A 26,886-nucleotide genomic window follows, 5' to 3' on the forward strand; every position below is an offset into this window, starting at 1 on the left:
CGGCGTCTGCCGACAAGGATCAAGCAATGAGCTTTCCGACACTCAAGAATGACCGCTTCCTGCGTGCGCTGAATCGCGAGGAAGTCGATATGACGCCAGTGTGGATGATGCGCCAGGCAGGACGCTACCTGCCGGAGTATCGCGCCTCGCGCACCAAGGCCGGCTCGTTCATGGATCTTTGCAAGAACGCCGAGATGGCCTGCGAAGTCACGCTGCAACCGCTGGAGCGTTACCCGCTGGATGCCGCCATCCTGTTTTCCGATATCCTCACCATTCCCGACGCCATGGGTCTGGGGCTGTATTTCGAGACGGGTGAAGGCCCGCGCTTCCGCAAGATCGTGCGCACGGAAGCCGATATCGATGCCCTGCCGGTGCCGAAGGCGGAAACGGATCTGGATTATGTGATGCGGGCGGTGAGCACCATTCGCCACGCTCTGGGTGGCCGGGTGCCGCTGATCGGCTTTTCCGGCAGCCCCTGGACGCTGGCCACCTATATGGTGGAAGGCGGCTCGTCACGGGATTTTCGCCACCTGAAAGCGATGGCCTACAGCCAGCCGGAGCTGGCGCACCGGTTGCTGGAAAAGCTGACCGAATCGGTGATCGATTATCTGAACGCGCAGATTCGCCACGGCGCGCAGGCGGTGCAGATTTTCGATACCTGGGGTGGTTCGCTGTCGGCGGAAGCCTACAAGACGTTTTCGCTGGATTACATGCAGCGCATTGTCGATGGCCTGATCCGCGAGCACGAAGGCCGCAAGATACCGGTTATCCTGTTCACCAAGAACGGTGGCCTGTGGCTGGAAGATATGGCGGCCACCGGCTGCGATGCGCTGGGTCTGGACTGGACGATCAATATCGGCAAGGCGCGTGAGCGCGTGGGCGATCGCGTCGCCCTGCAAGGCAACATGGACCCGGCCGTGCTATACGCCTCGCCGGATGCGATCCGCGCCGAAGTGAAACGCATCCTGACGGATTTCGGCCCGCACAACGGGCATATCTTCAACCTCGGCCATGGCATCACCCCCGAAGTGGATCCCGTGCACGCAGGTGTTTTCATTGATGCCGTGCACGAGTTCAGCGCCCGCTGAGTGGCTGCTCTCGGCCCGACAGCCGCAAGCAAAAGGCCCGCAAAAGAAGCCGCCCCTGAATAGAAGAGCCCCGCCCTGTGGCGGGGCTCTTCTATGGTTCATCATCGATTTCGGTGGAGCCTTTATGGGTGGCTTTGCCACAAGGAAAGAGCGGAGCAAAAGCAGCGCTATTTTGAATAACCTTTTGGTGCTTTCGCGGAGATCTGAAATGGCTCCACGAAAGTCGACAATGTATTTTCTAGCCCTTCGAGTCAGCCATCGGCTGTTCTGCATGACCGCCGATGGCCATGGGCAGGTGCGATTCAAAGCTCGGTAATTTTCGCCACCGGAAACGTCATCTGGAAATTGCTCATGTAGCCACCAACGGTGCCGCGGCCGGCGCTCAGAGCCGGAAAGTGCTCGCCATCGGCCCAGAATTCCCGCAGCCGGGAAAGGGACAGCCGGCCGCGTGATACCGGCGTATAGCGAAACATCTTTTCATCCAGCAGCTGCGCCAGCGTGAGCTGCCGTTGTGGCAGCCAGGTGGAGGATACCGGCAGCCCCAGGCGCCCGTGGGACAGCTGCAAGCGGCAAAACGCCTTGCCACCCAGCGAGATCGTGACCGCATCGGTGCGGTTGCCGCGCACCACCTCGAAATCTGCCAGCTCCTTGGGAATGCCCCAATTACGGCGGCCGTTGTCGACGCTGGCCTGGCTGGACACATAAATGCGGCCAATGGAGGAATAGCGCCGGCCGTCGGGGAAGCGATAATGGCCGGGAATGAACAGCAGCTCGTGATAGGGGCCGACATCGGATGTCTCGTAATCGACAAACATCATGATGCTGCGGCCGCCGCCGGGTGCGCCAAGCTGTGGCGCGGCGCCGGCCTGATCGACACGCTGGTCGGGGCCGGCTTTCAGGGCGAATGCATAGGCGCGGCCACGCAATTGCCAGGGAGCAGGAGCGATCATGGTCAGATTCCGATCTTGCGCAGTTGATAGGTGTTGCGCGAAATGGCCACCACTTCACCAGTGGCGTCCTTCAGCTCGCACTCCCATTCGAAATCCGCCTTGCCTTGCGCGTCGGCTTCGCTCTGGATGCGCTGCACTTCTTCATCGCTGATACGCACTTCCACGGTAATATCGGTGGTGGCCGGGCGGCGGAAGCGGATCTGCATGTCTTTCACGATCGGATAAAAGCGCTTGGTATCGAAGCTGCTGAGATAGATGGTGCCACCGGGCAGCTCCGCCAGCGTGAACAGCGCGCCCGCATACATGGTGCCGACGTGGTTCACGTTCGGCTCGAACGGCATACGCATCTTGCAGTAACCGACTTCCAGCTCCTCCACCACAGCGCCGACCCGGCTGACGAAGGGAAACGGTGCGGCAGCTGCCGTTTTCAGGGTATCGAGTTGTTCGCGTGAGAGCGACATGGCAGTCTCCATGGCCGAGAAAAGCAGAAGAAAACAGAGCCGTGCGGCTCATGATCGAGGCCCATGCTAGCACCGACCCGCACAACGGCGGCTAACCGAAACTGACAGGGGAATGACGCAATTGAACAGATTTCTGCTACAAGCAGCGGCAGCCTGCCTTGCGCTGGCCTTGAGCCTGCCCGCCCAGGCCGCCGTCGTCCTGCTTTATCATCATGTCTCGGAGCGCACGCCGGCGGCCACCTCCGTCACCCCGGCGCAATTTGCCGAGCACTTGCAGAAGCTGGCGGACGAAGGCTTTCAGGTGGTGCGTCTGGATGAGCTGGTGGAGCGGGTGCGTGCGGGCGAGCCGGCGCAAAGCCGCCTGGCGGCGATCACGTTCGACGATGCCTACCGCAGCATTCTTGAGAATGCCTTGCCGCTGCTGAAACAGCAGGGTTGGCCCGCCACCGTGTTCGTCGCCACCGAAGCGGTCGGCCAAGGCGGCAACATCATGAGCGCGGATGATCTGCGTGCACTTGAGCGCGAAGGCTGGCTGCTGACCAACCACGGCCACCAGCATTTGCACATGGTGCGCCGTCAGCCGGATGAATCCGAGCGTGCCTGGCTGGCGCGGCTGCGCGAGGATATCACTCAGGCAGAGGAGCTGTTGGCGCAGTGGCTGGAAAAAGCGCCGCCGAAGTTTTTTGCCTATCCCTACGGCGAGCACGACGCCAAGGTGCGTGAGCTGTTACGCGAGCTGGGTTATATCGGTTTTGCCCAGCGCAGCGGCGCGGTGGGCGCGCCGGTGGATTGGCAGAACGTGCCGCGTATTCCGGTAAACCGCCATTACGCCGGCTGGGACAGCCTCGGCGACAAGGTGCGGGCGCTGCCGATGCCGGTGCAGCAGGTGTCGCCGGCCTCAGGGATTACTACCGACAAGCGGCCAGCCCTGACGCTGGTGCTGCCCGCAGACTGGGCGCAACGCAACGTCAATTGCTTCGCCGGCGGTGCCGCCGGGATTGTGCGTGAGGTGCACAGCGACGGCGTGCAACTGCGCGTCACGCCGGGCCGCGATCTGACACCGGGCCGCACGCTGGTGAATTGTACCGCCAGCGCCGGCCAGGGCCGTTTCTACTGGTATTCCTGGCTGTGGATGCACCGTGGCGAGAGCTGGTATAGCGAGTAAGTGGGCGGCCCGGCGCGTCAGAAACTCTCGAAGCGCCGGAAATCGTTGCTGCGCATGACGGCGCGGAGGCGCGAGATATATTCATCGCCAATTTCCGCGTAGCCCTCCAGGCCGGCGGCCAGGGTGTGGCCGGAAATGGGCTTTTCCTGGGCGCGGGCCTGCTCGCGCAGCAGCCGCAGATGCCGATAGCGGGGGTGGCTGTTGAGGTTCAGCATGTAAGCGCGTACCGCGTCGTCCGGCGTGTCGAACAGCTGCACTTCATAGCGCGCACCGGCCGGGCGCCGCGCCGGCACCATGCCGCAGCCCGGCGTGAAGCACCACTGGCCGAAATAATTGTTCCCTTCTTCGGCAAAGCGCGAGGTGCCCCAGGCGGATTCGATGGCGCCCTGAGCCAGTGCCAGCGAGGCCGGCACGATATCAATGCGCCGCAGCAGGGTGGCGAACCAGTCTTCTGTCAGCGTGGCCGGCGTGGCGGGCGGCTCCAGCCGATAACGGCGCGCTTGGGCCACAAGCCAGTCGAAATCCTGCGCGGTGAGCCGCCGGGCGCGAAAACGCTGGTGAATTGCCTCGGCCTCGGCACGCAAGGCGAGCAGCTCGCGGTTGTTGGCCTGGATCGCCGGCAATAACAAATTGATAAGTTGCGCCTTGCGCAGCGCCGTCTCGTCATCGGGCAGCGGCCAGATGGGCGGTGTAGTGTCTTCTTCTGCTTCAGCTTCCGGCGTCTGGATCTGGTAATGCAGCAGCAGGGTCGGGGAAAACATCAGCAGGCCGAGCAGGCCAGCGGCGGCGATACCGAGCAGGGCGCGGCCGGGCGAGCCGGACGGGCCGGAAGGAAGAGAAACGCTGTTCAATGTTGGCAAGCCTCATGCACAAACCGCCCCCGGCAAGCGCCGGTGGCGGCGGGTGTAACGTGCCGCGCCTGCCCTGCTGATGAGTCGCTATTATTCGATCAGGGCATCGGTGCGGGCGGCACAGATAAAATCGTTCTGGTGCAGGCCGTCCAGCTTGTGCGTCCACCAGGTGACGGTCACCTTACCCCACTCGGTCAGCAGCGCGGGGTGGTGTCCTTCGGCTTCCGCCAGATCCGCGACACGCTGGGTAAAGGCCATCGCGCTGACGAAATCCGGAAAACTGAACTGGCGCTGCAATTTCTGCACGCCATCTTCCCCGATCAGTTTCCACTCCGGTATTTCCCCACGCAAAGCGTGGATTTCCTTGTCCGTGGCGGCCTCGGCGCCTTCCTGGCAGGCGACACAATGCTGCTTTCCCAACTCCATGGCAATCTCCTTTTTGCGGCGCCGGGCCGAAGCCCGGCGGCGGGTACCAGCGCTTGCCAACAGCGCTCCGTCAGTTGCCTGGCGTGCAAAGCCGCAACGGGGACTGCTTGCCGGCCGGTGCCATGCGCGCCAGCGTGGCACGCAAGCGCCTGGTATCGGTGTCGCTGCGCAGTTGGCCGGGGATAGTCAGTGCTTCGGCCAGCCGCAGCAGCACTGATTTCATTTTCTCGGGCATCAGCACCGGTTGCCGGTGCTGGAGCACATAAATCATCTCACCCTGGCGAAACAACAAAAAGCCATAATAGTGCGGGCCGTCCACGGCGTTGCTGCCTGGTTCACGGGCCGGGTCGATATCCAGCCGCACCACCGCAAACAAGGTGCGTGGCGAGCTGGTGTCCAGCAGCTCCCGGTGCGCCGGTTCCACGGAAGTGACCATCGGCGCGCTCGCGACCCGCTGGCGCAGGTAATTGTTCAGCACCAGATTGAGGCGGGTCATGTCGGAGGCAAAGCGCGGCGCCTCGGCCAGCGGGTGATCTTCGGCGTGCAGGTAATCAATGCGAAATTGCCGGCCGCTGCCATCCCAGAAGGTGGTGGAGCCGCCGTGCGCGTCGCAGCGCTCGTCCAGTGTGACCTTGCCACGAAAGGTGTTGATGCCCAGATCAATGCTGTAAGCCGCCGCCGGGGCATGGTAGGTGTCGCCGTCGCGTTCGCCCTGTAGAGCCTGGCAGCCGCCCAACAGCGCCAGCAGAGCCAACCATACGGGTGCGTTGATTATTTTCATTATCCACCCTGTCGAAATGTGTTCGCCGGGCGATGATAGCACAGCCAACCGGCTCGCCAGCCCCACCGCCGGGCAGGTTCAGCGGTTCAGAAGATCCCTGGCGATGGCCAGCACTTGCATCTCGTCGGTGCCGGCGTATATCTGCAAAATCTTCGCATCGCGCATCAATTGCTCCACCCGTGATTCACGCATGTAGCCGTAGCCGCCGTGAATCTGCACGGCCTCGGTGGCGACTTCCATGGCCGCCTGAGCGGCATACAGCTTCATCGCGGAGGCTTCCGCCAGGCTCATCTGTTGCCCGGCGCCGACCAGTTCGATATAGCGAAACACCATGTTCTGGAGATTCATGCGCGCCACTTCCATCTTCGCCAGCTTCAGCTGGATCAGCTGGTTGGCGCCGATGGGCTGGCCAAATTGCACGCGGTCGCGGGCATATTGCACCGACAGCTCTTGCGCCCGCTCCACCATGCCCAGCGCCATGGCGGCAATGCCGGCGCGCTCCTGCATGAAGGTGCCCTTGGCGCCACTGCGGCCGTAGGCTTCCTCGCTTTCCCCCAGCAGCCGCTCGGGGCCGGCCTGCACATCGGAGAGAAACAGCTCGCCGGTGGGCGAGCTGCCGATGCCCATCTTCTGAAACGGTTTCGATTGCGTCAGTCCCGACATGCCGGCATCAAGAATGAACGCCACGATCTTGCGCTGGGCCGGCGCCACGCCGTCTTCATCAAGCTTGCAGATCAGAATGATGGTGTCGGCATAAGGGCCGTTGGTGGTCCAGGTCTTGCTGCCGTTGATGAGATAGCCGCCTTGCCCGTCGCGGCGGGCCAGGGTGTGCATCTGGCCGAACGCATCCGAGCCGGCATCGGGCTCCGAGATCGCCCAGGCGCCGATTTTTTCCAGCGTCAGCAGCGGCAGCGCCCAGCGTTGTTTCTGCGCCAGTGTGCCTTTGCTCATGATGGCGCCGCCAGCGAGCCCCATGGATACTCCCATGGCCGTCACCAGTCCCTGTGCGTGGCGGCACAGCTCGATGATCGGAATCATCCGCATGGCGGCCTGTTCGGCGGCTGCTGCCGGGTCGTGTTGCTTGCTCTCGGCGTGCTCGCCGGCTTCGTTGCCGGATTGCTCGCGCGCAATCTGGCGTTTGAACTGCTCGGTTGCCAGCACATCCATGCCGAACGTGCGGATCATCTTGCGCAACAGATCGTAGGGCGGCACGCCTTCGTATTCGATCGCATCCAGCTGCGGCACGATCTCCTTTTCCACGAAGCCGCGCACCATGGTGCGGATCATTTGTTGTTGTTCGTTCCACTGGATCATGTGGCCTCCGGGGCAGAATCAGATGTTCAGGCGGGCAGCGCCTGAATGGTCAGCTCATCGTCATCGGCGACGCGCATGGCAAAGCCCTCCGCTTCGCACTGCGCGGCCATGTCGATATCGACAGCGCGCAGGCGCGGATGAGTGCCGGCGTAGAATTTCTGCGCGGCGCGTGCGTTACGAGTGCGGGCGATGGCTTCGTCCTGTGTGATGCCGCTGCCGCCCAGCAGGTGGCTGATATATTCCGCACAGGCCACGTCTTCATCGCCGGTGGGGTGCGAGGCCACCAGCACCACTTTTTCCGGGACGAGCTTTTTGATGGCCCGAGCGGTGGCGGCGGCATTCACCAGCGCGGCCACGAACAGGGCAGCACAAGGGCGGGCGTTCAGCGTTGCGGTCACGCCATTGGTGGTGCGCATGATCAGTGTGCGCCCCCTGACATTGGCCTGGCTGATTTCCCAGGGCGAGTTGCCGAACTGGAAGCCTTCAATGGGGAGCGCGTCAATCTCGCCAGCCAGCAGCGCGTCAGGATAGCGCTCGCGCAGTGCAAACGCCGCCTGCGGGTCGGGCACCGGCAAAATGCGGCTGGCGCCGCCGCGAAAGGCATAAAAACTGGTGGTGAAGGCGCGGATCACATCAATCACAACGGTCACGCCATCGGGATTCGGGGGCGGCTGATGCCCCTGGGCAATCTGGATAATCAATGCAGCACCTGCGGGAGATATGAGCGAAGGCAATATCATCCCCTTTGCGCTGCGCCCCGGCCAGTACGGCGGGCACGGTTCACAGGAAAGTAAAGTTCACTCGTTAAAGACTCACCAGTTGCGACCGGGCAGCGTGCGTGCCAGCGCCCAGACTTGCACGTCAGTGGCGCCGGACGCCAGCAGCAGGGCGCTGGCCTCGCGCGCGCTGCTGCCGGTGGTGACCACATCATCCACCAACGCCAGCGACAACCCTGCGACCGGCTGGCAAGCCACCAACGCGCCGCGCAGATTGCGTGCCCGGCGGGCCGCCGTCAGGCCCTGCTGCCGGGGCGTTGCGCGGGTGCGGCGCAACGCGTCCAGTACCGGCAGCGCCAGTTGTTCGCCGGCCTGCTGTGCCAGCCGGGCGGCAGGATCAAAGCCGCGCCACCAGCGCCGCCGCCAGTGGGAGGGCATCGGCACCAGGGCATCCGGCAGCGGGCCGGGGAATGGCAGCGCGGCCTGCCAGAGTTGCTCCAGCGCCCGTTCGGCAGAGAGTTGGCGGCGGTGCTTGTAGCGGTTGAACAGCTGATCCAGCGGGAAGGCATAGCTATGCGCGCAACAGATTCTGGAAAAGGCCGGGGGCCGGGCCAGGCAATTGCCGCATAACGGCGCGGCTTGCGCCGTCTCGCCGCCGGGCGCGGCACTCGGGCAGGGCAGGCCGCAGCGGCAGGCTGGCGCTGGCGCCGGCAGCAGTGTTGCGCGGCAGCTGTGGCACAGGCCGGATTGCACGCTGGCGCTGTGGCGGCAGAGCACGCAACTGCCGAGACGGAAAAGATCAATAATTGACCTCTTGTAAACTTTGCTTGCGTTCATGTGGTTGACAGCTCCTGGGTGAAAACCTAGCCTGCGCCAATGATAATTCGCCCGGAGATGCGAGCATGAACGCCGAAGCCCTCAATTTACCGACGACATTCGCCATGGCGCCTGTACGCCATGACTGGGCCCGTGAGGAGATCCAGGCGCTGTTCGATCTGCCCTTCAATGATCTGCTGTTCCGGGCGGCCACGGTGCATCGGCAATACTTCGATCCCAACGCCGTGCAGGTATCCACGCTGCTGTCGATCAAGACCGGCGCCTGCCCCGAGGATTGCAAATACTGTTCCCAATCCGGCCACCACAACACCGAGCTGGAAAAGGAAAAACTGCTGGAAGTGCAGAAAGTGGTAGCTGAAGCCCGCGAGGCAAAACAGAAAGGCGCCTCGCGTTTCTGCATGGGCGCCGCCTGGCGCAGCCCGCGTGCCAAGGACATGCCTTATGTGCTGGAGATGGTGCGCCAGGTGAAATCCCTGGGCATGGAAACCTGCATGACACTGGGCATGCTCGATCAGGAGCAGGCCGAGGCGCTGGCCGACGCCGGGCTGGATTACTACAACCACAACCTGGATACCTCGCCGGAGTATTACGGCAAGGTGATCACCACCCGCACCTATGACGACCGCCTGAACACCCTCGCCAATGTGCGCGATGCCGGCATGAAAATCTGCTGTGGCGGTATTGTCGGCATGGGCGAGGGGCGTCAGGATCGCGTTGGCCTGTTGCAACAACTGGCCAACCTGCCGCACCACCCGGAATCGGTGCCGATCAATATGCTGGTGAAGATCGAAGGCACGCCGCTGGCGAATGTGGATGATCTTGATCCGTTCGAGTTTGTGCGCACCATTGCCGTGGCACGCATCCTGATGCCGCAATCGTTTGTGCGCCTTTCTGCCGGGCGTCAGGAAATGAATGATCAGACACAAGCGCTGTGCTTCATGGCCGGTGCCAACTCGATCTTCTACGGCGAGCGCCTGCTGACCACCGACAACCCGGAAGCCGATCACGATCGCGAGCTGTTCCGACGCCTGGGCATTCACCCGCTTGAGTTGCTGGGCGATTATTCCGACGAGGCCGCCGAGGATGCCTTGCAGCGGCAGATCGCTGAGCAGGAAGCCGAGGAGCAGGGGCTGTTTTATGACGCCATGAGCCGGCGCCCGGCCAAGCCAGTACTCGACAAACGCGCCTGATGCGCGTGCACGAGTGCCTCGGCGTGAGCGCGCCACACGAGCACGCAAGATGAACCAGGCTTGTCCCTTCGATCTCGGTGCGGCATTGGCTGAACGCCAGCGCCAGCATCGTTATCGGCAGCGATTGAACACCGCCGCGCCTGCTGGCCGTGAAACGGTCATCGATGGTCGGCGTTATCTGAATTTCTGTTCCAACGATTACCTGGGGCTTGCCAACCACCCGGAAGTTATCGCGGCCTTGCAGGCTGCTGCCGCCGAGCTGGGTGTGGGCAGCGGCGCCTCGCATCTGGTGTGTGGCCACAGCCATTACCACCACGCGCTGGAAGAGCAGCTGGCGAAGGCAACCGGGCAGGCCCGTGCGCTGCTGTTTTCTACCGGTTTCATGGCCAATCTGGGTGCCATCGGCGCCTTGCTGGGCAAGGGTGATGCGGTGTTCCAGGATCGCCTTAATCATGCCTCGTTGATCGATGCCGGGCTGGCCAGCGGCGCGCGTTTTCGCCGCTATCTGCATAACGACGCCGGCAGTCTGGAAGCACAACTGGCGAAGGCTGATGCGCGCCGCAAGCTGGTGGTCACCGATGGCGTGTTCAGCATGGATGGCGATACCGCGCCGCTTGCCGCGCTGTGCGACGTGGCCGAACGGCACGGCGCCTGGGTAATGGTCGATGACGCACACGGCTTCGGTGTGCTCGGGCCGCAGGGCGCCGGCACCGCCGCCGCACAAGGCGTGGCCGGGCGGGTGCAGGTTCACATGGGCACGCTGGGCAAAGGGCTGGGCACCTTCGGTGCTTTTATTGCCGGCAGCGAAGCGCTGATCGAAACACTGATCCAGTTCGCCCGGCCTTATATTTACACCACCGCCATGCCGCCGGCGCTGGCCGCAGCCACGTTGCAGAGCCTGGCGATCATGCGTGCGGAAAGCTGGCGCCGGGACAAATTGCATCAACTGATTTCGCAGTTTCGCCATGGCGCGCAGGCGCAGGGCTTCGCACTGATGGATTCAGCAACACCGATCCAGCCGCTGTTGATCGGCGATGATGCCGCCGCCTTGCGCCTGAGCAATGCGCTGAAACAGCAGGGCGTGCTGGTGTCCGCGATTCGCCCGCCGACGGTGCCGGAAGGCACGGCGCGGTTGCGGGTCACGCTGTCGGCCGCGCACCAGCCGGAGGATGTTGCCCGCCTGCTGGCCGCGCTGGGCGACGCGCCGGGCGATACACCCGATTGATTGCAATCGACACGCAAAGGCGCTTTTTCGACACACAAAGACATTCTTCACGACACGCAAAGGCACTCGTCATGTCGGCACTGGTTCCATTTCACAACACCTACCGCAGCACCCGCGAAACGCCTGTTGGCGAGTTGGTGTTGCTACATGGCTGGGGCCTGCACTCGATCGTCTGGGACGACATCATGCCGGGCTTGCTGGCGCACTTTCAGGTCACGGTGATCGATTTGCCGGGTATGGGGCAAAGCCCGTTGCCGGCTGCGGATTACACACTGGATTTTCTGGTCGATCAGGTGGCCGCCGTCATGCCCGAGCGTGCGCATGTGATGGGCTGGTCACTGGGCGGGCTGGTGGCGCTGCAACTGGCATTGCGCCACCCGCAGCGTGTGCAGTCTCTGGTGACTACCGGCACCTCGCCGCGCTTCACGGCGGCGCCCGGCTGGCCCGCTGCCATGGCGCCCGAGGTGCTGGCAAAGTTTGCCGAGGTGCTGCGAGAGGACGAACACGGCACCCTGATCCGTTTCCTGGCTCTCAATTGCAAAGGCAGCACCACATTGCGCGACGATGTGCGCAAGCTGAAAGACATTCTCTACTTCTGCGGGCTGCCGGCCGGGCGGGCATTGCGCGGCGGGCTGGATATCTTGCGCGATACCGATTTGCGTGAGCAGCTTGCGCAATTGAAGGCGCCGCTGCTGATGTTGTTCGGTGAACACGATCATCTGGTGCCCGCCGCGGTGCAGGCCGATATTCGAGCGCTGCACCCTGATGCCACACTGGCGACCCTCAGCGAGCTGGCGCATGTGCCGTTTATTTCCGCCCCGGCGCTGTATCTGCAAGCGGTGACCGATTTTTACCGGGAGCACGGCATTGTCCGCTGAGCAAGCGCCACAGCAGCCGGTGGCGACGCGCCGTGCGGTAGCAGAAAGCTTCGGCCGGGCAGCACGCAGCTACGATGCCCATGCGCGGTTGCAACTGGCGGCAGCGCGCACCCTCAAAGGCATGCTGCCGGAAGATCTGGCGCCCGCCTGGGCCGTTGATCTTGGCGTCGGCACCGGGCCTGTTACCCGCGCCCTGTGCGAGCAACTGCCGAAAACGCGCTGGCTGGCGCTGGATATTGCCGAGCCGATGTTGCACGAAGGCGTGGCACGTGGCCGCTTTGTCGGGCAATGCCAGCCGGTATGCGCAGATGCCATGCAACTGCCGTTGGCCGCCGCCAGTGCCGGGCTGGTGTTTTCCTCGTTTGCCTTGCAGTGGTGCACGGCATTGCCGCCGCTGGCAGCGGAGATTGCACGGGTGATGGCGCCCGGTGGCGTGTTTGCCTTTTGCCTGCCGGTGGCGGGCACTTTGGCCGAGCTGCGGGAAAGCTGGGCCGCGGCGGACGATGCGCCCCATGTGAACCGGTTTCAGCGCAGCGACGACTGGCTGGCGGCGTTACAGGCGGCCGGCCTGCAGGTCGACACGGCGCACACGCATCAGGTGCGCGAGCATTACCCGGATGTGCGCGCCATCGCCACCATGCTGCGTGCTACCGGCGCCGGGCATGTGGTGCGGGCAGCGCCGGCCGGGCTGACCGGGCGCCGCCGCTATGCCGCGTTCCAGTCTGCTTATGAGCAGTTGCGCACCTCTCAGGGCCTGCCGCTGAGTTGGCAGGTCCTTTACGCCGTGCTGCGCAAACCGGCCTGACGGCACATCGCGAGGCATGAACCCATGACATCTCTCTTGAGCGGCCATTATTTTCTTACCGGCACCGACACCGATGCCGGCAAGACCTGGGTGGCCTGTGCGCTGCTGCGGCAAGCGCGTGCAGCGGGGCTTTCCACACTAGGCCTGAAACCCGTGGCGGCTGGCGCGGAGCAGGTGGCCGGCGAGTGGTGCAACGAGGACGCGCAGCAACTGATGGCAGCATCTTCCGTGCAACTGCCCTACGAACAGGTCAACCCGATCCTGCTGCGCGAACCGATGGCGCCGCATCTGGCCGCACGGCGGGAGCAGCGCACCCTGGCCGCCACGCGCATTGCAGGTTATGTGCGCGGGGCGATGGCGGCGAAGCCGGATTTGCTGCTGGTGGAAGGCGCGGGCGGCTGGCGGGTGCCGCTGAATGATCGCGAAACAATGGCCGATCTTGCAGTGGCGTTGCAACTGCCGGTGATCCTGGTGGTGGGGATGAGACTGGGTTGCCTGAATCACGCCCTGCTCACCGCCGAGGCGATCATGCGTGACGGCCTGCCGCTGGCAGGCTGGGTGGCCAACACCGTGCCCGGCACGGCGATGGCGGCCGAGGCCGACAATATTGCCACGCTGGAGCAGTGGCTGCCGGCGCCGCGTATCCGGGTGTGATACACGGCACCGCTCGAGGGTTGCGTCAGGCGGTTGCGCGGGCGCTATCGGTCGCCGTGCCGGAGCGCTCTGCCAGCCAGTCTGCCACCGCCGGCCAGATGGCTCGGGCCGCCTGGCTGCCGCCCAGAATGCCGGTGTGCCCGCCGGGCACTTCGATCAGCGAAACATCCTTGCTGCTGACCAGCTGCTGAATCGGCGCCGTGCAAGCGCGTGTCACGATCATGTCCTGGCGCCCGCTGACCAGCAGCGTGTTCGCCGTCACGGCAGAGAAACGGGCATCGCAACCGGCGATGGGCAACTGGCCGGTCGGCAGTACATTGTCGGTCCACAGGTACTGGATGATGTCCTGCATCACCGCGCCGGGATAGGCCACCATATCGTCCAGAAACGCACTGTTGGTGGCATGGTTGCTGACAAATTCATGGTCGCGCAGGTTGGCGATCAGCTCTATGTAGCTGCGCGCGCTGGCCACCGGCGAGGTCAGCTTGAAGGCGAGGCTGTTGGCCCAGCCGGGTGAGCGCCAGCGGCCCGGTTTGCTCTGGTGCACCTGCCAGCCGGCACGCTGCTCAAGCCAGCCCATGGCGGCCGCCAGGCGCTGATACTGCACGCCGAGCGCGCCGTTGGCGTGGTAATCACAGGGGGCGCCGATCAGCGCCAGATTGACGATATCTTTGTCATCGCTGAGCGCCGTGTGGCACAGGCTGAACAGCCCGCCGAAGCTCCAGCCGTGCAGTGACAGTTTTTGTTCGCCGCTGTGCTCGCGCACTTTGCTCAGCATCTGCGGCAACAGCTCGCTTATGTAAGTGCCAAGATTCCAGTGATCGTGCGCACGGGTCGGCCGGCCCCAATCCACCAGATACAGCTCGAAGCCGCGTGCCCGCAGATAGCGTACCAGGCTGCGCTCGGGGAACAGATCATAGATCAGCATGTTGACCGCCAGCGGTGCCACCAGCACCAGTGGGATGGCATGGCGATCCCGGGCGACGTCGAGCGGCTCGCCATCGACGTCGATCTGGCCGGCTGGCAGCGGCGGGTAATAGCGTAGCTGCGCGATGTCATGCTGATGGATCACCTGGAAAGGTGTTTGCCCGGCACGCATCACGGCCGGATCACGGCGCAGCCAGGCGCGGGCGTTGCTGGCGGCCTGAGTCAGTTGGCGGGGGCGAGGTAGCGACGGCAAACGCATCGGTGGGCTCCGGGAAACCTGAAGGTGGAGCGGCAGTCTAGGCGGTTGCCGGCATTTGTCACTGACCGGCGAGGCGGATGGCGCAGCGGTTTGGCAAAACCGTTGGAGCGATGGCGCTATTTTACTGATGGAAACGGTTTCGACATTCGCACGGTCGTGCGCTGGTGAAAACAGGAGCGCACGATGGCCCGCATACCCGGCTTTCGCATGGGCTTCAGCGGCGCGCTATCGGATGCGGCTGGCCAGCAAGCGCATGATGTGCTCGCTGCCGGTTGTCAGATAAGCGGCGGTGCTCGCCATTGCCGTCGGTAGCGGCACTGACCCAGGGAGAACACTGAACCAGACATCAAACGGTGAGCCGGGCGGCGGTGCCGTGGCAGGCACCGAGCCGGCCAGTGCAATGACAGGCACACCGGAATGGCGTGCGCGCTGGGCCACGCCGTTGGGCGCCTTGCCGTGGCCGGTTTGCGCATCGATGCGGCCCTCGCCGGTGATCAGCAGATCGGCATGTTCGAGATAACGATCAAGGCCGATCGCGTCGAGCAGCAGCGCGATACAGGATTCAGGTTGTGCACCCGGCACGCTCATTAGCGCAAAGCCGATCCCGCCAGCCGGTGGTGTCTTCACCGCCATCGGCAATCGGCAGGCAATACAGTGTCGCATCGGGATAGACGCGGTTTACGCAGCGGCGATGGCGTGCGCAACATCGTGCTCACAGGCGCTTTCCTTGAAGGAATCCGGCGCGATGACAATCTGCATGGCGCGTCCTCTGATGAAGAGCTAATGACGCTAAAGGCGAAAGGGGTGGGCATAAAGGGCATCTGCAAGCGCGCCTTTGTGAGGCCGGCTGCGTTGTACGGTCATGTTACGAGCCAGTACCGATACCCTGAATGCCATGAACTGTTGGCCGTTTGAAGCGGCGCGTTGAGCGCGAGAGGCAAGGCAGCCACGGCGCATCCGAGCGCTGTGGGCGGAAGCTGAATTGCGCAGCGCCTCTCGGGCGGGTGGCATCATAGCGGTTGCCGTGAATGTTTTTACGGTTCGGGTGCGCAAATCCGATACCGGGCACGACGTTGGAAACCGGGAGCGTCTGATGGATATCGCAGCCGGAATCCGCTGGGCGGCGGCATGCGTGATGGCACGTATCCGAAAGATAGAGCGCATCAGCGGGGCTTTTGCTAGATTGCCGGCTGAGTCTCGCCTCTTGGCCACCCCTTTGGAAACCGGTTGATGAAAACTTCCCGAATAACTTCCGCCGCATTACTGGCTACGACCGCGCTGCTGAGCGCCTGTGCGCAATTGCCGACAGGCGGCAGTTCTGCGCCGCTCGCCTTGGGCGATACCGCACGCGGCGAATTGACCAGCAACAGCCCCGTGAATCTGAAAGACGGCAGCCGTTACCAGACGTTTCGCCTGACGCTGGCGGCGGACGAGGTGGTGCGCCTCACGCTCGCCGGTGCCTTGCAGGGCGAGCTGTCGTTGCATGGCCCGGCGGGCGACTTTATCGGCAGCAGCCTTGGCCGCCCCGGATACGGCTATCGCAGCGATGAAGTAGTGCTGACGCGCCGGGCCGATGAGGCGGGCACCTATGTGCTGGCGGTCAGTGGTGGTGACAGCGACGCCTTCGGCCCGTTTCGCGTTTCGGCGATGAAAGTCGAAACGCGTCAAGGCGGCGCCGTTGTGCCCGGAGACGAAATTACCGGCTGGCTTGATGGTGCCACGAACCGCTATACCCTCACGGTGGAAGATGCGGGGCTTTTCCACATTGCGCAGCGCTCGCACGAGCTGGATGCCTACCTGAAACTGGCGGGCGACGGTATCCAGACGCAGGACGATGACAGTGGCGGCGGGCTGGACGCACGCATTTCCACGGTGCTCTCGCCCGGCGAATACAGCATCGAAACAGGCTGGGCGCAGACACAGGCCAGCGGCAGCTACACCCTGTCGGTGCAGCGCCTGCCGTTGCCCACCGACGACGCGTTGCAGTTGGGCGGCGAACTACTGTCCGGCGCCCCCGTCACCGGCTGGGCCGCAGGTGCGCCGCTGGATTATCAACTTGCGGTAACGCAGTTGTCGTCAGTGGTGATCGACATGCGCTCGGCGCAGATCGACAGCTATCTGGAGCTGAGCGGCGCCGGCATCTTTTTCATGGATGACGACAGCGGCCCAGGCGGGCGCGGGCTGGATGCACGCATCGAAGCGCTGCTGCCGCCAGGTGAATACCAGCTGCAGGCAGCGGATATCGGCGGCGAAGGCGGCTTGTTCACACTGCTGGCACAAGTGACGCCGGTGAATCTGCCGCAGCGTTTGCGCGGCTTGCCGGTGTTGCGCGACGGCAGCCGCCACGAAGCCAACCTGGCACAAGGGCAGCGGGACGAATACCGCCTGGTGATTGCCCACGCCGGGCGTTACCAGCTGGATATGCAGTCCCAGGCGCTGGATGCCGCCCTGACGCTTTACAGCGCAGACATGGGCGCTGCCGATGACGACAGCGGCGGCGGCCTGGATGCACGGCTGGACCTGACGCTGGAGGCCGGTGAATATCTGCTGGTGGCACAGAGTTACGACGATACCGGGGCTGGCAGCTACAGCCTGAATATCCAGCGGCGCTGACTCTCGGCACTCGCTCCGGGCACTCACTCGCGGTACTGACGCTCGGCGCTGGCTCTCGGTACTGACCCTCGGCACTGGCCGGCTGCGCTGACCGGCGACGATAAGGCGTGGCGGCTATGTCGATGTCCGTGGAAGCATTCTCGCTATCCGAGAAAGCACCAATGGGTTGTCCAAAATGCCGGTCTTTTTTACTCCCCTCTCCCCTCGTGGGAGAGGGGTCGGGGGAGAGGGGGCGACGAACATGCAGTTGTTACGATGCCCGCTACATGTTGCGCTACTTTCACTTATTTTCAGTAGAAATTTCCATAAAAACTCCACAGCCAAAAAATACCGAGCGCTAGCCAGTTTCGTTCCAAATAAAGTGCCGAGTATATATTCTTGCCATAATCCCCCCTCTCCCCAACCCCTCTCCCACAAGGGGAGAGGGGCTAAGAAAACTTCAGTATTGATTTCTTTGGAGGCATTTTCGATATCCGTGAAAGCACCTACGGGGTTGTCCAAAATACCGCTCTCTTTAGTCTCTCTCTCGTGGGACAAGCGAAGCGCAGAACAGCCGCAGGTAGGCCCGAAGGGCAAGCGAATCAGCTTTTCGCTCCCCTCTCCGTTTGTCCCACAAGGGGAGAGCAGCTGTCTTTCATCCCGCCATCGGCAGATCGCGTTGTGATGCATGAACGCTATCAGCCCCGACCATCGCCCGGCAAAACGTTAACGCAAGCACGATTGCGGTGTGTCAGAACGTTGCCGAACCGCCGTGCAAGCCCACGTAAACCCCGCCGCTGATCACCAGCACCATGCAAATGACGCCCAGGCACAGCATCACCATGCCGGCCCGAGAGGCACGTTTGACGTAGCCGATATTCAGCAGAAGCAAGCCGATGGCAGCGAGCACCAGAATCTGACTTGTGGAAACAGACATGCGCACTCCGGATTCGATGGCAATGTGTTCATGGTAGCGGTTGTGAAGGGATTATGTAGCGCAGAGCAAAACGGCGCGGAGCGGAACAGGGTTAGGCAGGGCAACGCAGCCGCAGCGTTGCATTTTGCTTTATTGCGACGGCGGATATGCCGGTTTTTGGTTCCGGCCAGGCGATGAGACGCGCGGGCAGCTGGCGAAAGATCGGGAAACGAGACGTCAGAAAATGCGAGTCTGATAGACAAGCCGGCGATTAAACAAGCGGGTGAGAGGCAAGCGAGTGGCAGACAAACGGTTAGAGTCGAGCGATTGGAAGGTTAAGAAGTCGAGAGACTCGCTATCAGTAAATACCTGCATCCAGGCCCGCTGCCAGTGCCAGGCCAAGAGCTTCACATTGCGTCACAAAATCGTCCTGCCAATCGCCCCGGCAGATCAGCACCTCTTGTACCATACGCCAGCGCAGCCCGGTCAGGATGCTCTCCAGTGCGCGCCGGGTGCCGGTGCCATCGTGGCCGGCGCGGATGAAAACGCCGCAGGGCAGGCCCTGTTTTTCTTCCAGCACGGCGTAGTAAGTGCGGTCGAAAAAATCCTTCAGCGCGCCACTCATGTAGCCGAGATTTTCCGTGGTGCCGAGGATAATGCCATCAGCGCTGAGCACGTCTTCCGGGCCGGCTTCCAGCGGCGGCACCCAGCGACTGGTCACGTCGGCTTCCAGATCGGGGTGGCGGCTGCCGTGCAAAACAGCCTCGACCAGACGGCGGGTATTTTCGGATGGCGCATGAGCGACGATCAGTAGTGTTTTTTCGGCCATGGCTACCTCCTGCCCGTCGCGTCTTCGGGGTGTTGCAACGCATCAATGATCGGGCAGTGCGGCCGGTCATCGCCGTGGCAACTACGCGCCAGGTGCGAAAGCGTGGCCACCATTTCCTGCATCTGCCGGATACGCTGGTTCATGTTTTCGATATGCTGCTCGGCAATATGTTTCACATCGGCGCTGGCGCGATCCTGATCGCGCCACAGGCTCAACAGCTCCGTCAGTTGCGCCATGGAGAAACCCAGGTCACGGCCACGCCGGATGAAGTGCAGCCTGTTCAGATCGTCATCGGTGTAATGCCGGTAACCGGAGGGCGAGCGTGCTGGCGCCGGCAGCAGGCCGATGGATTCGTAATAGCGAATCATCTTTGCCGAAATGCCGGTCGCTGTTGCCGCTGCGCCGATGTTCATATGTGCGCCTCCTGCAGGGCGGGTTTCAATATCTGTTTCGAGGCCCGCTTCTAAACCCGTTTCAAAAAAACCGACTCAATGGCCCGGCGTGAAGCGCCGCAGCCGCAAAGCATTGGTGAGCACGAAAACACTCGACATGGCCATCGCGCCGGCGGCAAACATCGGCGATAGCAACAAGCCGAAGGCCGGGTACAGCACGCCGGCTGCCACCGGGATCAGGGCGCCGTTATAGGCAAACGCCCAGAACAGGTTCTGGCGAATATTGCGCAGTGTAGCGTGCGACAGCTCCACCGCTCGGGTAACGCCGAGCACGTCGCCGGACATCAGCACGGCGTCAGCGCTTTCAATGGCCACGTCAGTGCCGGTGCCGATGGCAATGCCTACATCGGCTTCCACCAGCGCGGGCGCATCGTTGATGCCGTCGCCGACAAATGCAACACGGCGGCCGCCCTCGCGCAGCGTTTCGATCACGGCCACCTTGCCATCCGGCAATACTTCGGCAAACATGCGATCAATGCCTGCCTCGCGGGCGATGGCTTCGGCGGTGCGGCGGTTGTCGCCGGTAATCATCACCACCTCGATTTGCCGTGCATGCAGCGCCCGGATGGTTTCCGCGGCGCCGGGCTTGAGCGTATCCGCCACCGCCAGCACGGCAATCAGCTGATCGTCGAGGGCTGCGAACAGCGGTGATTTGCCGGCTCCGGCCAGGGTGTCGGCCCGCTCACGAAACGGCGCGGTATCAATCCCCGCCTCTGCCATCAGGCGGGCATTGCCCACTCGCACCTGGCGACCTTCCACCTCTGCGCTGACACCGAAGCCGGCGCGGGCCTGGAAATCACTGGCGGGCGGCAGGGTCTGGCCCGCTGCTGTTGCGGCCTCGACCAGCGCACGGGCACTGGGATGCTCCGACGCCTGCTCGGCGGCGGCGATCAGGCGCAGTGCGCTGTCGCGATCAACGCCCTCGGCCGGCTCCAGATCGGTCAGTTGCGGGCGGCCCACTGTGAGAGTGCCGGTCTTGTCGAAGGCGATCACCTGCGTCTCGCGCAGCGCCTGCAATGCCTCGCCGTGGCGGAACAGAATGCCCATGCTGGCGGCGCGGCCGGTGGCCACCATGATCGATGTCGGCGTCGCCAGGCCCATGGCACAAGGGCAGGCGATGATCAGCACTGCCACGGCATTGACCAGCGCCATCGCCAGCGTCGGCGGCGGGCCGAACACCAGCCACACCAGAAAGGTGGCCAGCGCGATACCGATGACCGCAGGCACGAACCAGAGGGTGACTTTATCCACCAGCGCCTGGATCGGCAGCCGTGCGCCCTGCGCGTTTTCCACCATCTGGATGATCTGCGCCAGCACCGTGTCGCTGCCCACACGGGTGGCGCGGTAGGTCAGCGTGCCGCTGGTATTGAGCGTGCCGCCGATCACCTCGTCGCCGGTTTCGCGCACCACTGGCTCGGATTCACCGCTGAGCATGGATTCATCAATGTGCGAGCGCCCGTCGATCACTTCGCCGTCCACGGCAATTTTTTCGCCGGGGCGCACCACCAGTTCGTCGCCGACGTCGATCTCGGCGATGGGCACGTCATGCAGCGCGCCATCGCGGCGCACCCGCGCCACTCGCGGTTGCAGGCCGACCAGATGCCGGATCGCATCACTGGTGCGGCCGCGTGCGCGGGCTTCCAGATAGCGCCCCAACAGGATCAGCGTGACGATCACGGCAGCGGCCTCGAAGTAGACGTTATCGGTGCCACGGGGCAGCCAGTGCGGCACAAAGGTGGCCACCACGGAATAGCCCCACGCTGCCGTGGTGCCGACCACCACCAGCGAGTTCATGTCGGGTGCCAGCCGCCACAGCGCCGGCACGCCCTGTGTGAAGAAGCGCCGCCCCGGGCCGATCAGCACCAGTGTGGTGAGCACAAACTGGATCAGGTTGTTGGTGTCATGGCCCAGTTTCAGCATCAGCCAGATATGAAACGGCGGGAACAGATGGCTGCCCATTTCCATGATGAACACGGGCAGCGTCAGCACCAGGGCCAGCCAGAAATCACGGTTCAGGTTGCGCGCCTCCTGCTCGCGGCGGGCTTCCCGATCCGGGCCATCCGCCGAGGGCAGGCTGGCCTGATAGCCGGCCTCGCGCACCGCATCGCGTAGCAGCGAGGGGGCGGTGCCTTCGAGCACCGTGATGCTGGCCTGTTCGCTGGCCAGGTTGACGCTCGCCGACAGGACGCCGGGCACTGCCGCCAGCGCCTTTTGCACACGGGCGGTGCAGGAGGCGCAGGTCATCTTGTCGATATTCAGGGTGAGCTGCTGGGTTTGCACCAGATAGCCGGCGCTTTTTACCGCCGTCACCAGCGTCTCGGCCGGCAGCGCGGCATTGCCGGCCACTTCGGCAGTTTCAGTGGCGAGATTGACCTGCGCACTTTGCACACCCGGCACGTTCTGGAGCGCGCCCTCGATGCGGCCGACACAGGATGCGCAGTGCATACCTTCGATATGCAGGCGCAGCGTGCGAGGCGACGTATCATCGCGGGGTTGATCGGGCATGGTGGCGTCTCCGTTGTAAGGCAGGTGCAGGCTGACATGATTGACCTTCCCATCATGGTAAGGTCAATGCTGGCTGGCGTCATCGTTGATGGCAGTCGTTGTCGATCAGCGTGCAGGGATTAGCCTGGAGTGATCGACGTAATGCACAGAAAAAATGTACAGAATGCACAAAGCAGCGGTCAGAAAGTATCGTTCGGAAAGTATCGGTCAGAACGCACTGGCCAGAACACAATGAACAGAAAGCAGCGACCGGAAAGCGGCCACTGATAAATTGCTACGCGAGGCACAGCATGAGCTTTTCTCAATTATCACGCAGATTGATATTGCGCTGGCTGCTGGCCGGCGTGTTGGTGGGTGGTACGCCGATGCTGGCCATGGGCGCCGAGGCGGCCTTGTCTGGCGCGGCGCTGCCGGAAGCGAGCGTGTCGAAAGGGGCACCGCCAGGCTCGGCCCGTGCGGAAGCGGCGCTATCCGAAGCGGCCCTGCCTGAAGCGGCCCTACCTGAAGTGACCGTATGGCGCAGCCCCAGCTGCGGGTGTTGTGGTGACTGGATTGCGCATATGCGCGCGGCCGGCTTCAGCGTGCGCGATGTCGTGCAGCCTGCCATGCATCAGGTCAAGACGCGGCTGGGCGTGCCGGCGCGTTATGCCTCCTGCCACACCGCTACGGTCGGGCAATATCTGCTTGAGGGCCATGTGCCGGCGAGCGATGTGAAACGCCTGCTGGCCGAGGCACCCGAAGGGCGAGGGCTGCTGGTGCCGGGGATGCCGATCGGTTCGCCCGGCATGGAAGTGCCGGGGCGCGCCAACGATGCCTATGACGTGTTGTTGCTGGATGACACCGGCGGGGTGTCGGTGTTTTCCAGCCACTAACCAGCTGCTAGCCAGCCACTAACGGCCGGCCACTGGTTAACAGGGTTATCAGACGCCGGGGCACCGTGGCACGCCCCGGTGTTTGCCGTTCAATGCGCCGGCTGCACGTCGAATTCGATCGTCCAGGTTTGCGCGCTGCTGTTGTCGCTGATATCGGCGTACTGGATATTGGTGACGTGGAGGCGGGCATAGCTGTCACCGGTGCCGGAGCGGATCATGCCACCGTTTTCGGGATTGGCGGCCAGCATGTGGCCCGCGGCGTCTGGCCCGAGCACTGCCTGCGCATCGGCCGCCTGCGAGTAGTAGGTGTACCAGCCGAAATCCAGCGGTGCCGGATGGCTGCCACGGTAGGCCGCGTTCAGGCGTGATTGTGTGCCGTCGCTGACCCAGGCATGAGCGTTGGCCGGTGTGGCCATATCGGCGGCGGTCAGGTCGGCCAGTGTGGCGGCGGGGCTGCTGTTGAGAAACGCACTGGCAATGGGCTGGCCTTCGCTGTCGTAAAAGCCGGCGGGGGTCTTGCCCAGGTAACCGGCTACCGTGCCGTCGCCGGATTCGCCGCCATTGAGCTTGATGTTGTAGCGGTTGAACGCGATCTGCCAGTTGCTGGCGTTCGGTGCATCCACCACCGTCTGGTTGACGAGATCGTAATGAATCCACTCGCCGCCGGAGGCATTGATGGTCTCCTGTTGCACGCTGGCGCCATCGGTGCGCTCGATCCAGCGCAGGGAAGGGTAGCCGGAAGCAGTGCCGGAGGGGCCGCCGTAATAGCCGGTAATCTGCACTGCGAACACTCGCGTGCTGCCGTTGCTCTCGTTGCTCTCGTTGCTGGCATCAGTGCTGTCCGTGGTGATGAGAAACACCCGGTAATTGGGAAACAACTGGTGCCCGCCGCCGATGCCATATTCAAACGCGGCGGCCTGAATGCCGTTGTCGCCGACAAACACGCCGCTGGTGCCATCGGCAACATAGAGGTTTGCCGGAATGGTGGTGCCATCGCCATCTGTCAGGCCACTTTGCCAGTCTTGCAGCGCGCTCCAGCTGTAGTCGAACGGGCCGGCAAAGGCGCCGCCCTGGCCGGCGGCATGGGTGGTGCCGCTATTCGTCCAGAACGTCGCGCTGCGGCCACCGCTACGCACTCGTACATCCCAGCCGGTGCCGGTGCAGTCGTCAACTTGTGTATTGGTATCGAAATCAAAGCAAAGCTGGCCGCCATTGCCGGGCAACTGGAACGTCCAACTGGCGGTGTCGGTAAAGGCGGTGTCATCCGTGGGCGGGCCGTCGTTGTTGCCGCCGCGATGGCTGCTGCTACTGCCGCCGCAAGCCGCGAGGCCAGCGGCGAGCAACAGCAGGGCGCCGTATTGCAGCAGTGTGTTGCGAGCGGTTGTGCTGCGAGAGAAGGTGCGGTCCGTCATGGTTCGAGTCTCCACTGTGGCAAGGGGTAAAGGGGCAAGGGGTAAAAAAGCGACAAGGGGTAAAAAGGCGCGTTGCGGCAGCGCGAGAAAAACAGGCGCGGCCCAGCGCCCAGGTGTGACCTGCTGCGCCCGGGCGCACAGTGCTGTGCGCGGCGCTCCCGGCGCCGGAGACGGTGGCGTGCCAGGGCATCAACGGCCCCATTGGTAACGCACACCGAGATAGCCGAAGCGGCCGGAGAGCGGGCCGAAATCAGTGCTGTCGCTGAAATCCCGTTGCTTGTCGAACAGGTTGTCGATACCGGCGAACACGCGGAGCAGCGGCGTGATGTCCTGATTGATGGCGAGATCCATGGTGGCCCAGGCGGATGACCAGGTACGGTCTTCGGTGCTCACCAGCTCGCGGCTCTGGTAGCGGCCGCGCAGCGAGATCGAGGTGGTTTCCGAGGGCAGCGTCCAATCCAGCGACAACAGCGCAATATGCGCCGGGCGGCGCGTCAGGCTCTCCCCGGTGTCGCGGTTTTCAGTGTCAGTCCAGGTGTAGGCCAGGCGCGTGCGGGTGCGCGGGCCAAGTTGCAGGGTGAGGCTGCTTTCCAGCCCCAGTGTCTGGGCGCTGGCGATGTTGTCGTAACTGTATTCGGTGATGCCGCCCACCGTGCTGCCGTTTTCTTCATCAATCTGGATCAGATCACGCACGCGGTTGTAGAAGGCATTGATATCCAGCGTGATGCGATCGCTTTGCAAGGTGCTGCCCAGCTGCCAGCTGGTGGAGGATTCCGGCTCAAGGGCCGGGTTGCCGACCACGCGATAGCCCAGGTTGCTGTGATCGAAGCGGAAATAACGCTCCTTGAGATTGGGCACCCGATAGCCTTGCCCCACGCTGGTGCGCAACGTGCCGCGCCAGCGCCGGCCATCCAGATAATCATGGCGCAGGGCAATTTTCGGCGCTGTGTGGCCGCCGAAATCCGAATCGTCCTGATAGCGCACCCCGAGGACGATTTCGGTGGCCTCGGTGAGCAGAATGTCGTTCTGCACGAACAGTTCGCGGCTGTTGCGCGTGACGCGATCACCATCCAGCTCGGAGCTGCCGTTCACACTTTGCTGCAATTCCTCCTCGTGCAGATCGGCGCCGATCTGCCACAGCTGGCGACGCCACAGCGGCAGGTCCAGCTGCGTGCTCAGGTGCGAGGTATCCAGGGCGGCGCGGCGATCAGCGGTGGCGACAGTATTGGAGCGCGTCACCGAGTGGCTGTCGTATTGCTCCGCCAGCCCCTTGATCTGCCAGGCCAGGCCGCTCTCATAGCGCCATTCCGCGCCACCGGTGAGGCGGTCACGTTCAATCTGTTCAAGTTTGCGTTGTGGCACCAGATTCGGCGGCGCCAGCAACGTGAAGCGTTGCTCGGCATCTTCCCGGTAACGGTTGCCATCGAGCCACACTCGCTTGCCGCTGCCGGGTTGCCAGCCGAGATAGCCGCTGAGCTGATCGCGCAGCACCGCATCGCCTTGCTGGCGCCAGGCATCCGGGTCGAGGGTGAAGCCGTCGCCATCCTGGCGGTCTGCGCCCAGCCGCAGCCGCCATGTTTCCGAGCCGCCCTCGACAATGGCCTGGCCGTGCTGGCGGCTGAGATCTAGCGTGCGGCCAGACGGGTTTTGCCGGCCGTAGCTGCCACCGTCCAGCGTTACCTGCCCGGCAAAGCCCGGTGCCGGCCGGCGCGTAATGACGTTGATGACTCCGCCCATGGCGGCACTGCCGTGTTGTGCCGAAGCGGCGCCCTTGATGACCTCGATACGCTCCACATCGGCCAGCGCATACTGGCTCAGATCCACGGTGGAACCGGTACTGGCGGTGATCGGCAGGCCGTCGATAAGCACCAGCACCTGCTCGCTGGAGAGCCCCTGCAACGACACCTCGAACCCGGATTTGCCGTGGATTTCGCGCAATTGCAGGCCGGGAATATTTTCCAGCGCCTCTTTCAGGCTGCGTGCGTGGGTGCGCTCGATCTCGTCGCGGGTGACCAGCTCGGTGCGGATCGGGGTGTCGTCCAGGGTTTTGTCAGTGCGTGTGGCGGTGACCACCACCGGGGACAGCAGCTGGCTCGCGGGTGTGGACACTGCCAGCCCGAGCAGCAGCAGGGCACAGCCATGGCGCACGGGGCGATGCAGGGGAGGGTGGAAGCGCATGAGCAGAGTCCGTTTTTCCAAGTTTTGCGAATGATAATGATTACCAGTTATAAATGGAAATGGTTTTCATTCGTTGGTGCGAACGTCATGCTTGCGCGGCAGTTGAGCAGTGGATACGGCCCGGAAACAGCCGCGCCGACTCGGCATCACCTGGGCGGCGCGTTATCATGGCGCCTGTTTTACGCTGCCTTACTCTTCAGGAGCCACTCGTGAACGACAATCAGCGCCAGCAGCATCTCATCACCTACCGCCGCAAGGCCATGTGGATCATGGTGGCGATCAGCCTCGGGGTCGCGCTGCTGCTCGGTGGGTTGCGCTACGGCGATGTGTCGTTGGCCGATACCACGTTGAGGCACCTGACAACGCTGATGCTGGCCACCGGCACGGCGGCAGTGGTGTTCATGGCGATGCTGGCATATGTGGTGCGCGGCGCCGTGTGGGCGGTGCTGTTACTGGTCGGCTCGCTGCTGGTGCCGATGGTGGGGCTGGTGGGTATCTGCTTGATCAACTATCAGGCGAGTGTACGGTTGCGCCAGCTGCGTGAGCAGGCCCAGGCGCAGGCAGCCTCGGAGTGACGCGGGCACCGCCCGGCACCGGTTTTTT

26 protein-coding genes are annotated in these 26,886 nt (G+C 63.5%); 10 read left to right on the forward strand and 16 right to left on the reverse strand.

Features of this window, described 5'->3' with window-relative positions; genetic code table 11:
- Positions 1 to 26 precede the first annotated feature (26 nt).
- Complete coding sequence (gene hemE, locus MU846_RS05685; protein ID WP_246950050.1) at positions 27 to 1,088, forward strand: uroporphyrinogen decarboxylase; 1,062 nt, start codon at positions 27 to 29, stop codon at positions 1,086 to 1,088.
- Positions 1,089 to 1,390: 302 nt separating this feature from the next.
- On the opposite strand, the gene MU846_RS05690 is transcribed toward hemE, so the two are convergent.
- Together MU846_RS05690 and MU846_RS05695 are read right to left on the reverse strand one after the other, a co-directional pair.
- On the reverse strand, positions 1,391 to 2,038 hold the full coding sequence (locus MU846_RS05690; protein ID WP_246950052.1) for an acetoacetate decarboxylase family protein: 648 nt from the start codon (positions 2,036 to 2,038) through the stop codon (positions 1,391 to 1,393).
- Positions 2,039 to 2,040: 2 nt separating this feature from the next.
- Positions 2,041 to 2,499, reverse strand: a complete 459-nt coding sequence (locus MU846_RS05695; protein ID WP_246950054.1) for a YiiD C-terminal domain-containing protein — start codon at positions 2,497 to 2,499, stop codon at positions 2,041 to 2,043.
- A 121-nt stretch (positions 2,500 to 2,620) separates the two neighbouring features.
- On the opposite strand from MU846_RS05695, the gene MU846_RS05700 reads away from it, so the two are divergent.
- Positions 2,621 to 3,664 carry a polysaccharide deacetylase family protein gene (locus MU846_RS05700; RefSeq protein ID WP_246950056.1) on the forward strand — a complete coding sequence of 348 codons (1,044 nt, stop codon included), beginning with the start codon at positions 2,621 to 2,623 and terminating at the stop codon, positions 3,662 to 3,664.
- A gap of 17 nt (positions 3,665 to 3,681) precedes the next feature.
- Here MU846_RS05700 and MU846_RS05705 read toward each other — a convergent pair whose 3' ends face one another.
- From MU846_RS05705 to MU846_RS05730, 6 genes are all read right to left on the reverse strand, one after another.
- Positions 3,682 to 4,515 carry a glucosaminidase domain-containing protein gene (locus tag MU846_RS05705; RefSeq protein WP_246950058.1) on the reverse strand — a complete coding sequence of 278 codons (834 nt, stop codon included), beginning with the start codon at positions 4,513 to 4,515 and terminating at the stop codon, positions 3,682 to 3,684.
- A 90-nt stretch (positions 4,516 to 4,605) separates the two neighbouring features.
- Positions 4,606 to 4,941 (reverse strand): 4a-hydroxytetrahydrobiopterin dehydratase, encoded by a 336-nt coding sequence (locus MU846_RS05710; RefSeq protein WP_246950061.1) that lies wholly within the window; start codon positions 4,939 to 4,941, stop codon positions 4,606 to 4,608.
- 70 nt (positions 4,942 to 5,011) lie between these two features.
- Positions 5,012 to 5,722, reverse strand: coding sequence for a hypothetical protein (locus tag MU846_RS05715; RefSeq protein ID WP_246950071.1), 711 nt, complete (start codon positions 5,720 to 5,722; stop codon positions 5,012 to 5,014).
- 78 nt (positions 5,723 to 5,800) lie between these two features.
- The gene (locus MU846_RS05720; RefSeq protein WP_246950073.1) at positions 5,801 to 7,036 is read right to left on the reverse strand and encodes an acyl-CoA dehydrogenase family protein; all 1,236 of its coding nucleotides are present in this window, start codon (positions 7,034 to 7,036) and stop codon (positions 5,801 to 5,803) included.
- 26 nt (positions 7,037 to 7,062) lie between these two features.
- On the reverse strand, positions 7,063 to 7,737 hold the full coding sequence (locus tag MU846_RS05725; protein ID WP_246950075.1) for a 2-phosphosulfolactate phosphatase: 675 nt from the start codon (positions 7,735 to 7,737) through the stop codon (positions 7,063 to 7,065).
- 111 nt (positions 7,738 to 7,848) lie between these two features.
- Positions 7,849 to 8,589 carry a ComF family protein gene (locus tag MU846_RS05730; RefSeq protein WP_246950077.1) on the reverse strand — a complete coding sequence of 247 codons (741 nt, stop codon included), beginning with the start codon at positions 8,587 to 8,589 and terminating at the stop codon, positions 7,849 to 7,851.
- Positions 8,590 to 8,654: 65 nt separating this feature from the next.
- Here MU846_RS05730 and bioB point away from each other — a divergent pair, with 65 nt between their 5' ends.
- The 5 genes from bioB to bioD all read left to right on the forward strand — a co-directional run bounded on the left by bioB (position 8,655) and on the right by bioD (position 13,341).
- The gene (bioB, locus tag MU846_RS05735) at positions 8,655 to 9,779 is read left to right on the forward strand and encodes a biotin synthase BioB (protein WP_246950079.1); all 1,125 of its coding nucleotides are present in this window, start codon (positions 8,655 to 8,657) and stop codon (positions 9,777 to 9,779) included.
- A 49-nt stretch (positions 9,780 to 9,828) separates the two neighbouring features.
- Complete coding sequence (gene bioF / locus MU846_RS05740; protein ID WP_246950081.1) at positions 9,829 to 11,004, forward strand: 8-amino-7-oxononanoate synthase; 1,176 nt, start codon at positions 9,829 to 9,831, stop codon at positions 11,002 to 11,004.
- 71 nt (positions 11,005 to 11,075) lie between these two features.
- A complete protein-coding gene (bioH, locus tag MU846_RS05745; protein WP_246950096.1) occupies positions 11,076 to 11,882 on the forward strand; it encodes a pimeloyl-ACP methyl ester esterase BioH in 807 nt (268 codons plus the stop codon).
- Complete coding sequence (locus MU846_RS05750; RefSeq protein WP_246950098.1) at positions 11,872 to 12,687, forward strand: methyltransferase domain-containing protein; 816 nt, start codon at positions 11,872 to 11,874, stop codon at positions 12,685 to 12,687. Before bioH ends, MU846_RS05750 begins: the two co-directional genes overlap by 11 nt.
- Positions 12,688 to 12,711: 24 nt before the next feature.
- Complete coding sequence (bioD, locus tag MU846_RS05755) at positions 12,712 to 13,341, forward strand: dethiobiotin synthase (protein WP_246950100.1); 630 nt, start codon at positions 12,712 to 12,714, stop codon at positions 13,339 to 13,341.
- Positions 13,342 to 13,366: 25 nt separating this feature from the next.
- On the opposite strand, the gene MU846_RS05760 is transcribed toward bioD, so the two are convergent.
- Both MU846_RS05760 and MU846_RS05765 read right to left on the reverse strand, forming a co-directional pair.
- The gene (locus MU846_RS05760) at positions 13,367 to 14,527 is read right to left on the reverse strand and encodes an alpha/beta fold hydrolase (RefSeq protein WP_246950102.1); all 1,161 of its coding nucleotides are present in this window, start codon (positions 14,525 to 14,527) and stop codon (positions 13,367 to 13,369) included.
- A 225-nt stretch (positions 14,528 to 14,752) separates the two neighbouring features.
- Positions 14,753 to 15,160: a glycerate kinase gene (locus tag MU846_RS05765; protein ID WP_246950104.1), complete on the reverse strand. Its 408-nt coding sequence runs from the start codon at positions 15,158 to 15,160 to the stop codon at positions 14,753 to 14,755.
- A gap of 597 nt (positions 15,161 to 15,757) precedes the next feature.
- On the opposite strand from MU846_RS05765, the gene MU846_RS05770 reads away from it, so the two are divergent.
- Complete coding sequence (locus MU846_RS05770) at positions 15,758 to 17,140, forward strand: hypothetical protein (protein WP_246950106.1); 1,383 nt, start codon at positions 15,758 to 15,760, stop codon at positions 17,138 to 17,140.
- Positions 17,141 to 17,870: 730 nt separating this feature from the next.
- On the opposite strand, the gene MU846_RS05775 is transcribed toward MU846_RS05770, so the two are convergent.
- From MU846_RS05775 to MU846_RS05790, 4 genes are all read right to left on the reverse strand, one after another.
- Positions 17,871 to 18,056 (reverse strand): hypothetical protein, encoded by a 186-nt coding sequence (locus MU846_RS05775; protein WP_246950108.1) that lies wholly within the window; start codon positions 18,054 to 18,056, stop codon positions 17,871 to 17,873.
- A gap of 337 nt (positions 18,057 to 18,393) precedes the next feature.
- A complete protein-coding gene (locus MU846_RS05780; protein ID WP_246950115.1) occupies positions 18,394 to 18,864 on the reverse strand; it encodes a flavodoxin family protein in 471 nt (156 codons plus the stop codon).
- Positions 18,865 to 18,866: 2 nt separating this feature from the next.
- Positions 18,867 to 19,277: a Cu(I)-responsive transcriptional regulator gene (gene cueR, locus MU846_RS05785; RefSeq protein WP_246950117.1), complete on the reverse strand. Its 411-nt coding sequence runs from the start codon at positions 19,275 to 19,277 to the stop codon at positions 18,867 to 18,869.
- A gap of 75 nt (positions 19,278 to 19,352) precedes the next feature.
- Positions 19,353 to 21,821, reverse strand: coding sequence for a heavy metal translocating P-type ATPase (locus tag MU846_RS05790; protein WP_246950119.1), 2,469 nt, complete (start codon positions 21,819 to 21,821; stop codon positions 19,353 to 19,355).
- A 290-nt stretch (positions 21,822 to 22,111) separates the two neighbouring features.
- On the opposite strand from MU846_RS05790, the gene MU846_RS05795 reads away from it, so the two are divergent.
- Positions 22,112 to 22,693 carry a DUF411 domain-containing protein gene (locus MU846_RS05795; RefSeq protein ID WP_246950121.1) on the forward strand — a complete coding sequence of 194 codons (582 nt, stop codon included), beginning with the start codon at positions 22,112 to 22,114 and terminating at the stop codon, positions 22,691 to 22,693.
- Positions 22,694 to 22,782: 89 nt separating this feature from the next.
- Here MU846_RS05795 and MU846_RS05800 read toward each other — a convergent pair whose 3' ends face one another.
- Both MU846_RS05800 and MU846_RS05805 read right to left on the reverse strand, forming a co-directional pair.
- Complete coding sequence (locus MU846_RS05800; RefSeq protein ID WP_246950123.1) at positions 22,783 to 24,105, reverse strand: HmuY family protein; 1,323 nt, start codon at positions 24,103 to 24,105, stop codon at positions 22,783 to 22,785.
- 189 nt (positions 24,106 to 24,294) lie between these two features.
- On the reverse strand, positions 24,295 to 26,283 hold the full coding sequence (locus tag MU846_RS05805; protein WP_246950125.1) for a TonB-dependent receptor plug domain-containing protein: 1,989 nt from the start codon (positions 26,281 to 26,283) through the stop codon (positions 24,295 to 24,297).
- Between the two features lie 209 nt (positions 26,284 to 26,492).
- Between MU846_RS05805 and MU846_RS05810 the strand changes: the two genes are divergently transcribed.
- On the forward strand, positions 26,493 to 26,858 hold the full coding sequence (locus tag MU846_RS05810) for a hypothetical protein (protein ID WP_246950127.1): 366 nt from the start codon (positions 26,493 to 26,495) through the stop codon (positions 26,856 to 26,858).
- Positions 26,859 to 26,886 lie beyond the last annotated feature (28 nt).

Origin of the sequence: Alcanivorax quisquiliarum, assembly GCF_023051175.1 — a bacterium.
Classification (GTDB): Bacteria; Pseudomonadota; Gammaproteobacteria; order Pseudomonadales; family Alcanivoracaceae; genus Isoalcanivorax; species Isoalcanivorax quisquiliarum.

Coding starts and splice junctions, on each gene's coding strand:
- hemE (WP_246950050.1), top strand. CDS start 27: ATGAGCTTTCCGACACTCAAGAATGACCGCTTCCTGCGTGCGCTGAAT.
- MU846_RS05690 (WP_246950052.1), bottom strand. CDS start 2,038: ATGATCGCTCCTGCTCCCTGGCAATTGCGTGGCCGCGCCTATGCATTC.
- MU846_RS05695 (WP_246950054.1), bottom strand. CDS start 2,499: ATGTCGCTCTCACGCGAACAACTCGATACCCTGAAAACGGCAGCTGCC.
- MU846_RS05710 (WP_246950061.1), bottom strand. CDS start 4,941: ATGGAGTTGGGAAAGCAGCATTGTGTCGCCTGCCAGGAAGGCGCCGAG.
- MU846_RS05715 (WP_246950071.1), bottom strand. CDS start 5,722: ATGAAAATAATCAACGCACCCGTATGGTTGGCTCTGCTGGCGCTGTTG.
- MU846_RS05720 (WP_246950073.1), bottom strand. CDS start 7,036: ATGATCCAGTGGAACGAACAACAACAAATGATCCGCACCATGGTGCGC.
- MU846_RS05730 (WP_246950077.1), bottom strand. CDS start 8,589: ATGAACGCAAGCAAAGTTTACAAGAGGTCAATTATTGATCTTTTCCGT.
- bioB (WP_246950079.1), top strand. CDS start 8,655: ATGAACGCCGAAGCCCTCAATTTACCGACGACATTCGCCATGGCGCCT.
- bioF (WP_246950081.1), top strand. CDS start 9,829: ATGAACCAGGCTTGTCCCTTCGATCTCGGTGCGGCATTGGCTGAACGC.
- bioH (WP_246950096.1), top strand. CDS start 11,076: ATGTCGGCACTGGTTCCATTTCACAACACCTACCGCAGCACCCGCGAA.
- bioD (WP_246950100.1), top strand. CDS start 12,712: ATGACATCTCTCTTGAGCGGCCATTATTTTCTTACCGGCACCGACACC.
- MU846_RS05760 (WP_246950102.1), bottom strand. CDS start 14,527: ATGCGTTTGCCGTCGCTACCTCGCCCCCGCCAACTGACTCAGGCCGCC.
- MU846_RS05765 (WP_246950104.1), bottom strand. CDS start 15,160: ATGGCGGTGAAGACACCACCGGCTGGCGGGATCGGCTTTGCGCTAATG.
- MU846_RS05770 (WP_246950106.1), top strand. CDS start 15,758: ATGAAAACTTCCCGAATAACTTCCGCCGCATTACTGGCTACGACCGCG.
- MU846_RS05775 (WP_246950108.1), bottom strand. CDS start 18,056: ATGTCTGTTTCCACAAGTCAGATTCTGGTGCTCGCTGCCATCGGCTTG.
- MU846_RS05780 (WP_246950115.1), bottom strand. CDS start 18,864: ATGGCCGAAAAAACACTACTGATCGTCGCTCATGCGCCATCCGAAAAT.
- cueR (WP_246950117.1), bottom strand. CDS start 19,277: ATGAACATCGGCGCAGCGGCAACAGCGACCGGCATTTCGGCAAAGATG.
- MU846_RS05790 (WP_246950119.1), bottom strand. CDS start 21,821: ATGCCCGATCAACCCCGCGATGATACGTCGCCTCGCACGCTGCGCCTG.
- MU846_RS05795 (WP_246950121.1), top strand. CDS start 22,112: ATGAGCTTTTCTCAATTATCACGCAGATTGATATTGCGCTGGCTGCTG.
- MU846_RS05800 (WP_246950123.1), bottom strand. CDS start 24,105: ATGACGGACCGCACCTTCTCTCGCAGCACAACCGCTCGCAACACACTG.
- MU846_RS05805 (WP_246950125.1), bottom strand. CDS start 26,283: ATGCGCTTCCACCCTCCCCTGCATCGCCCCGTGCGCCATGGCTGTGCC.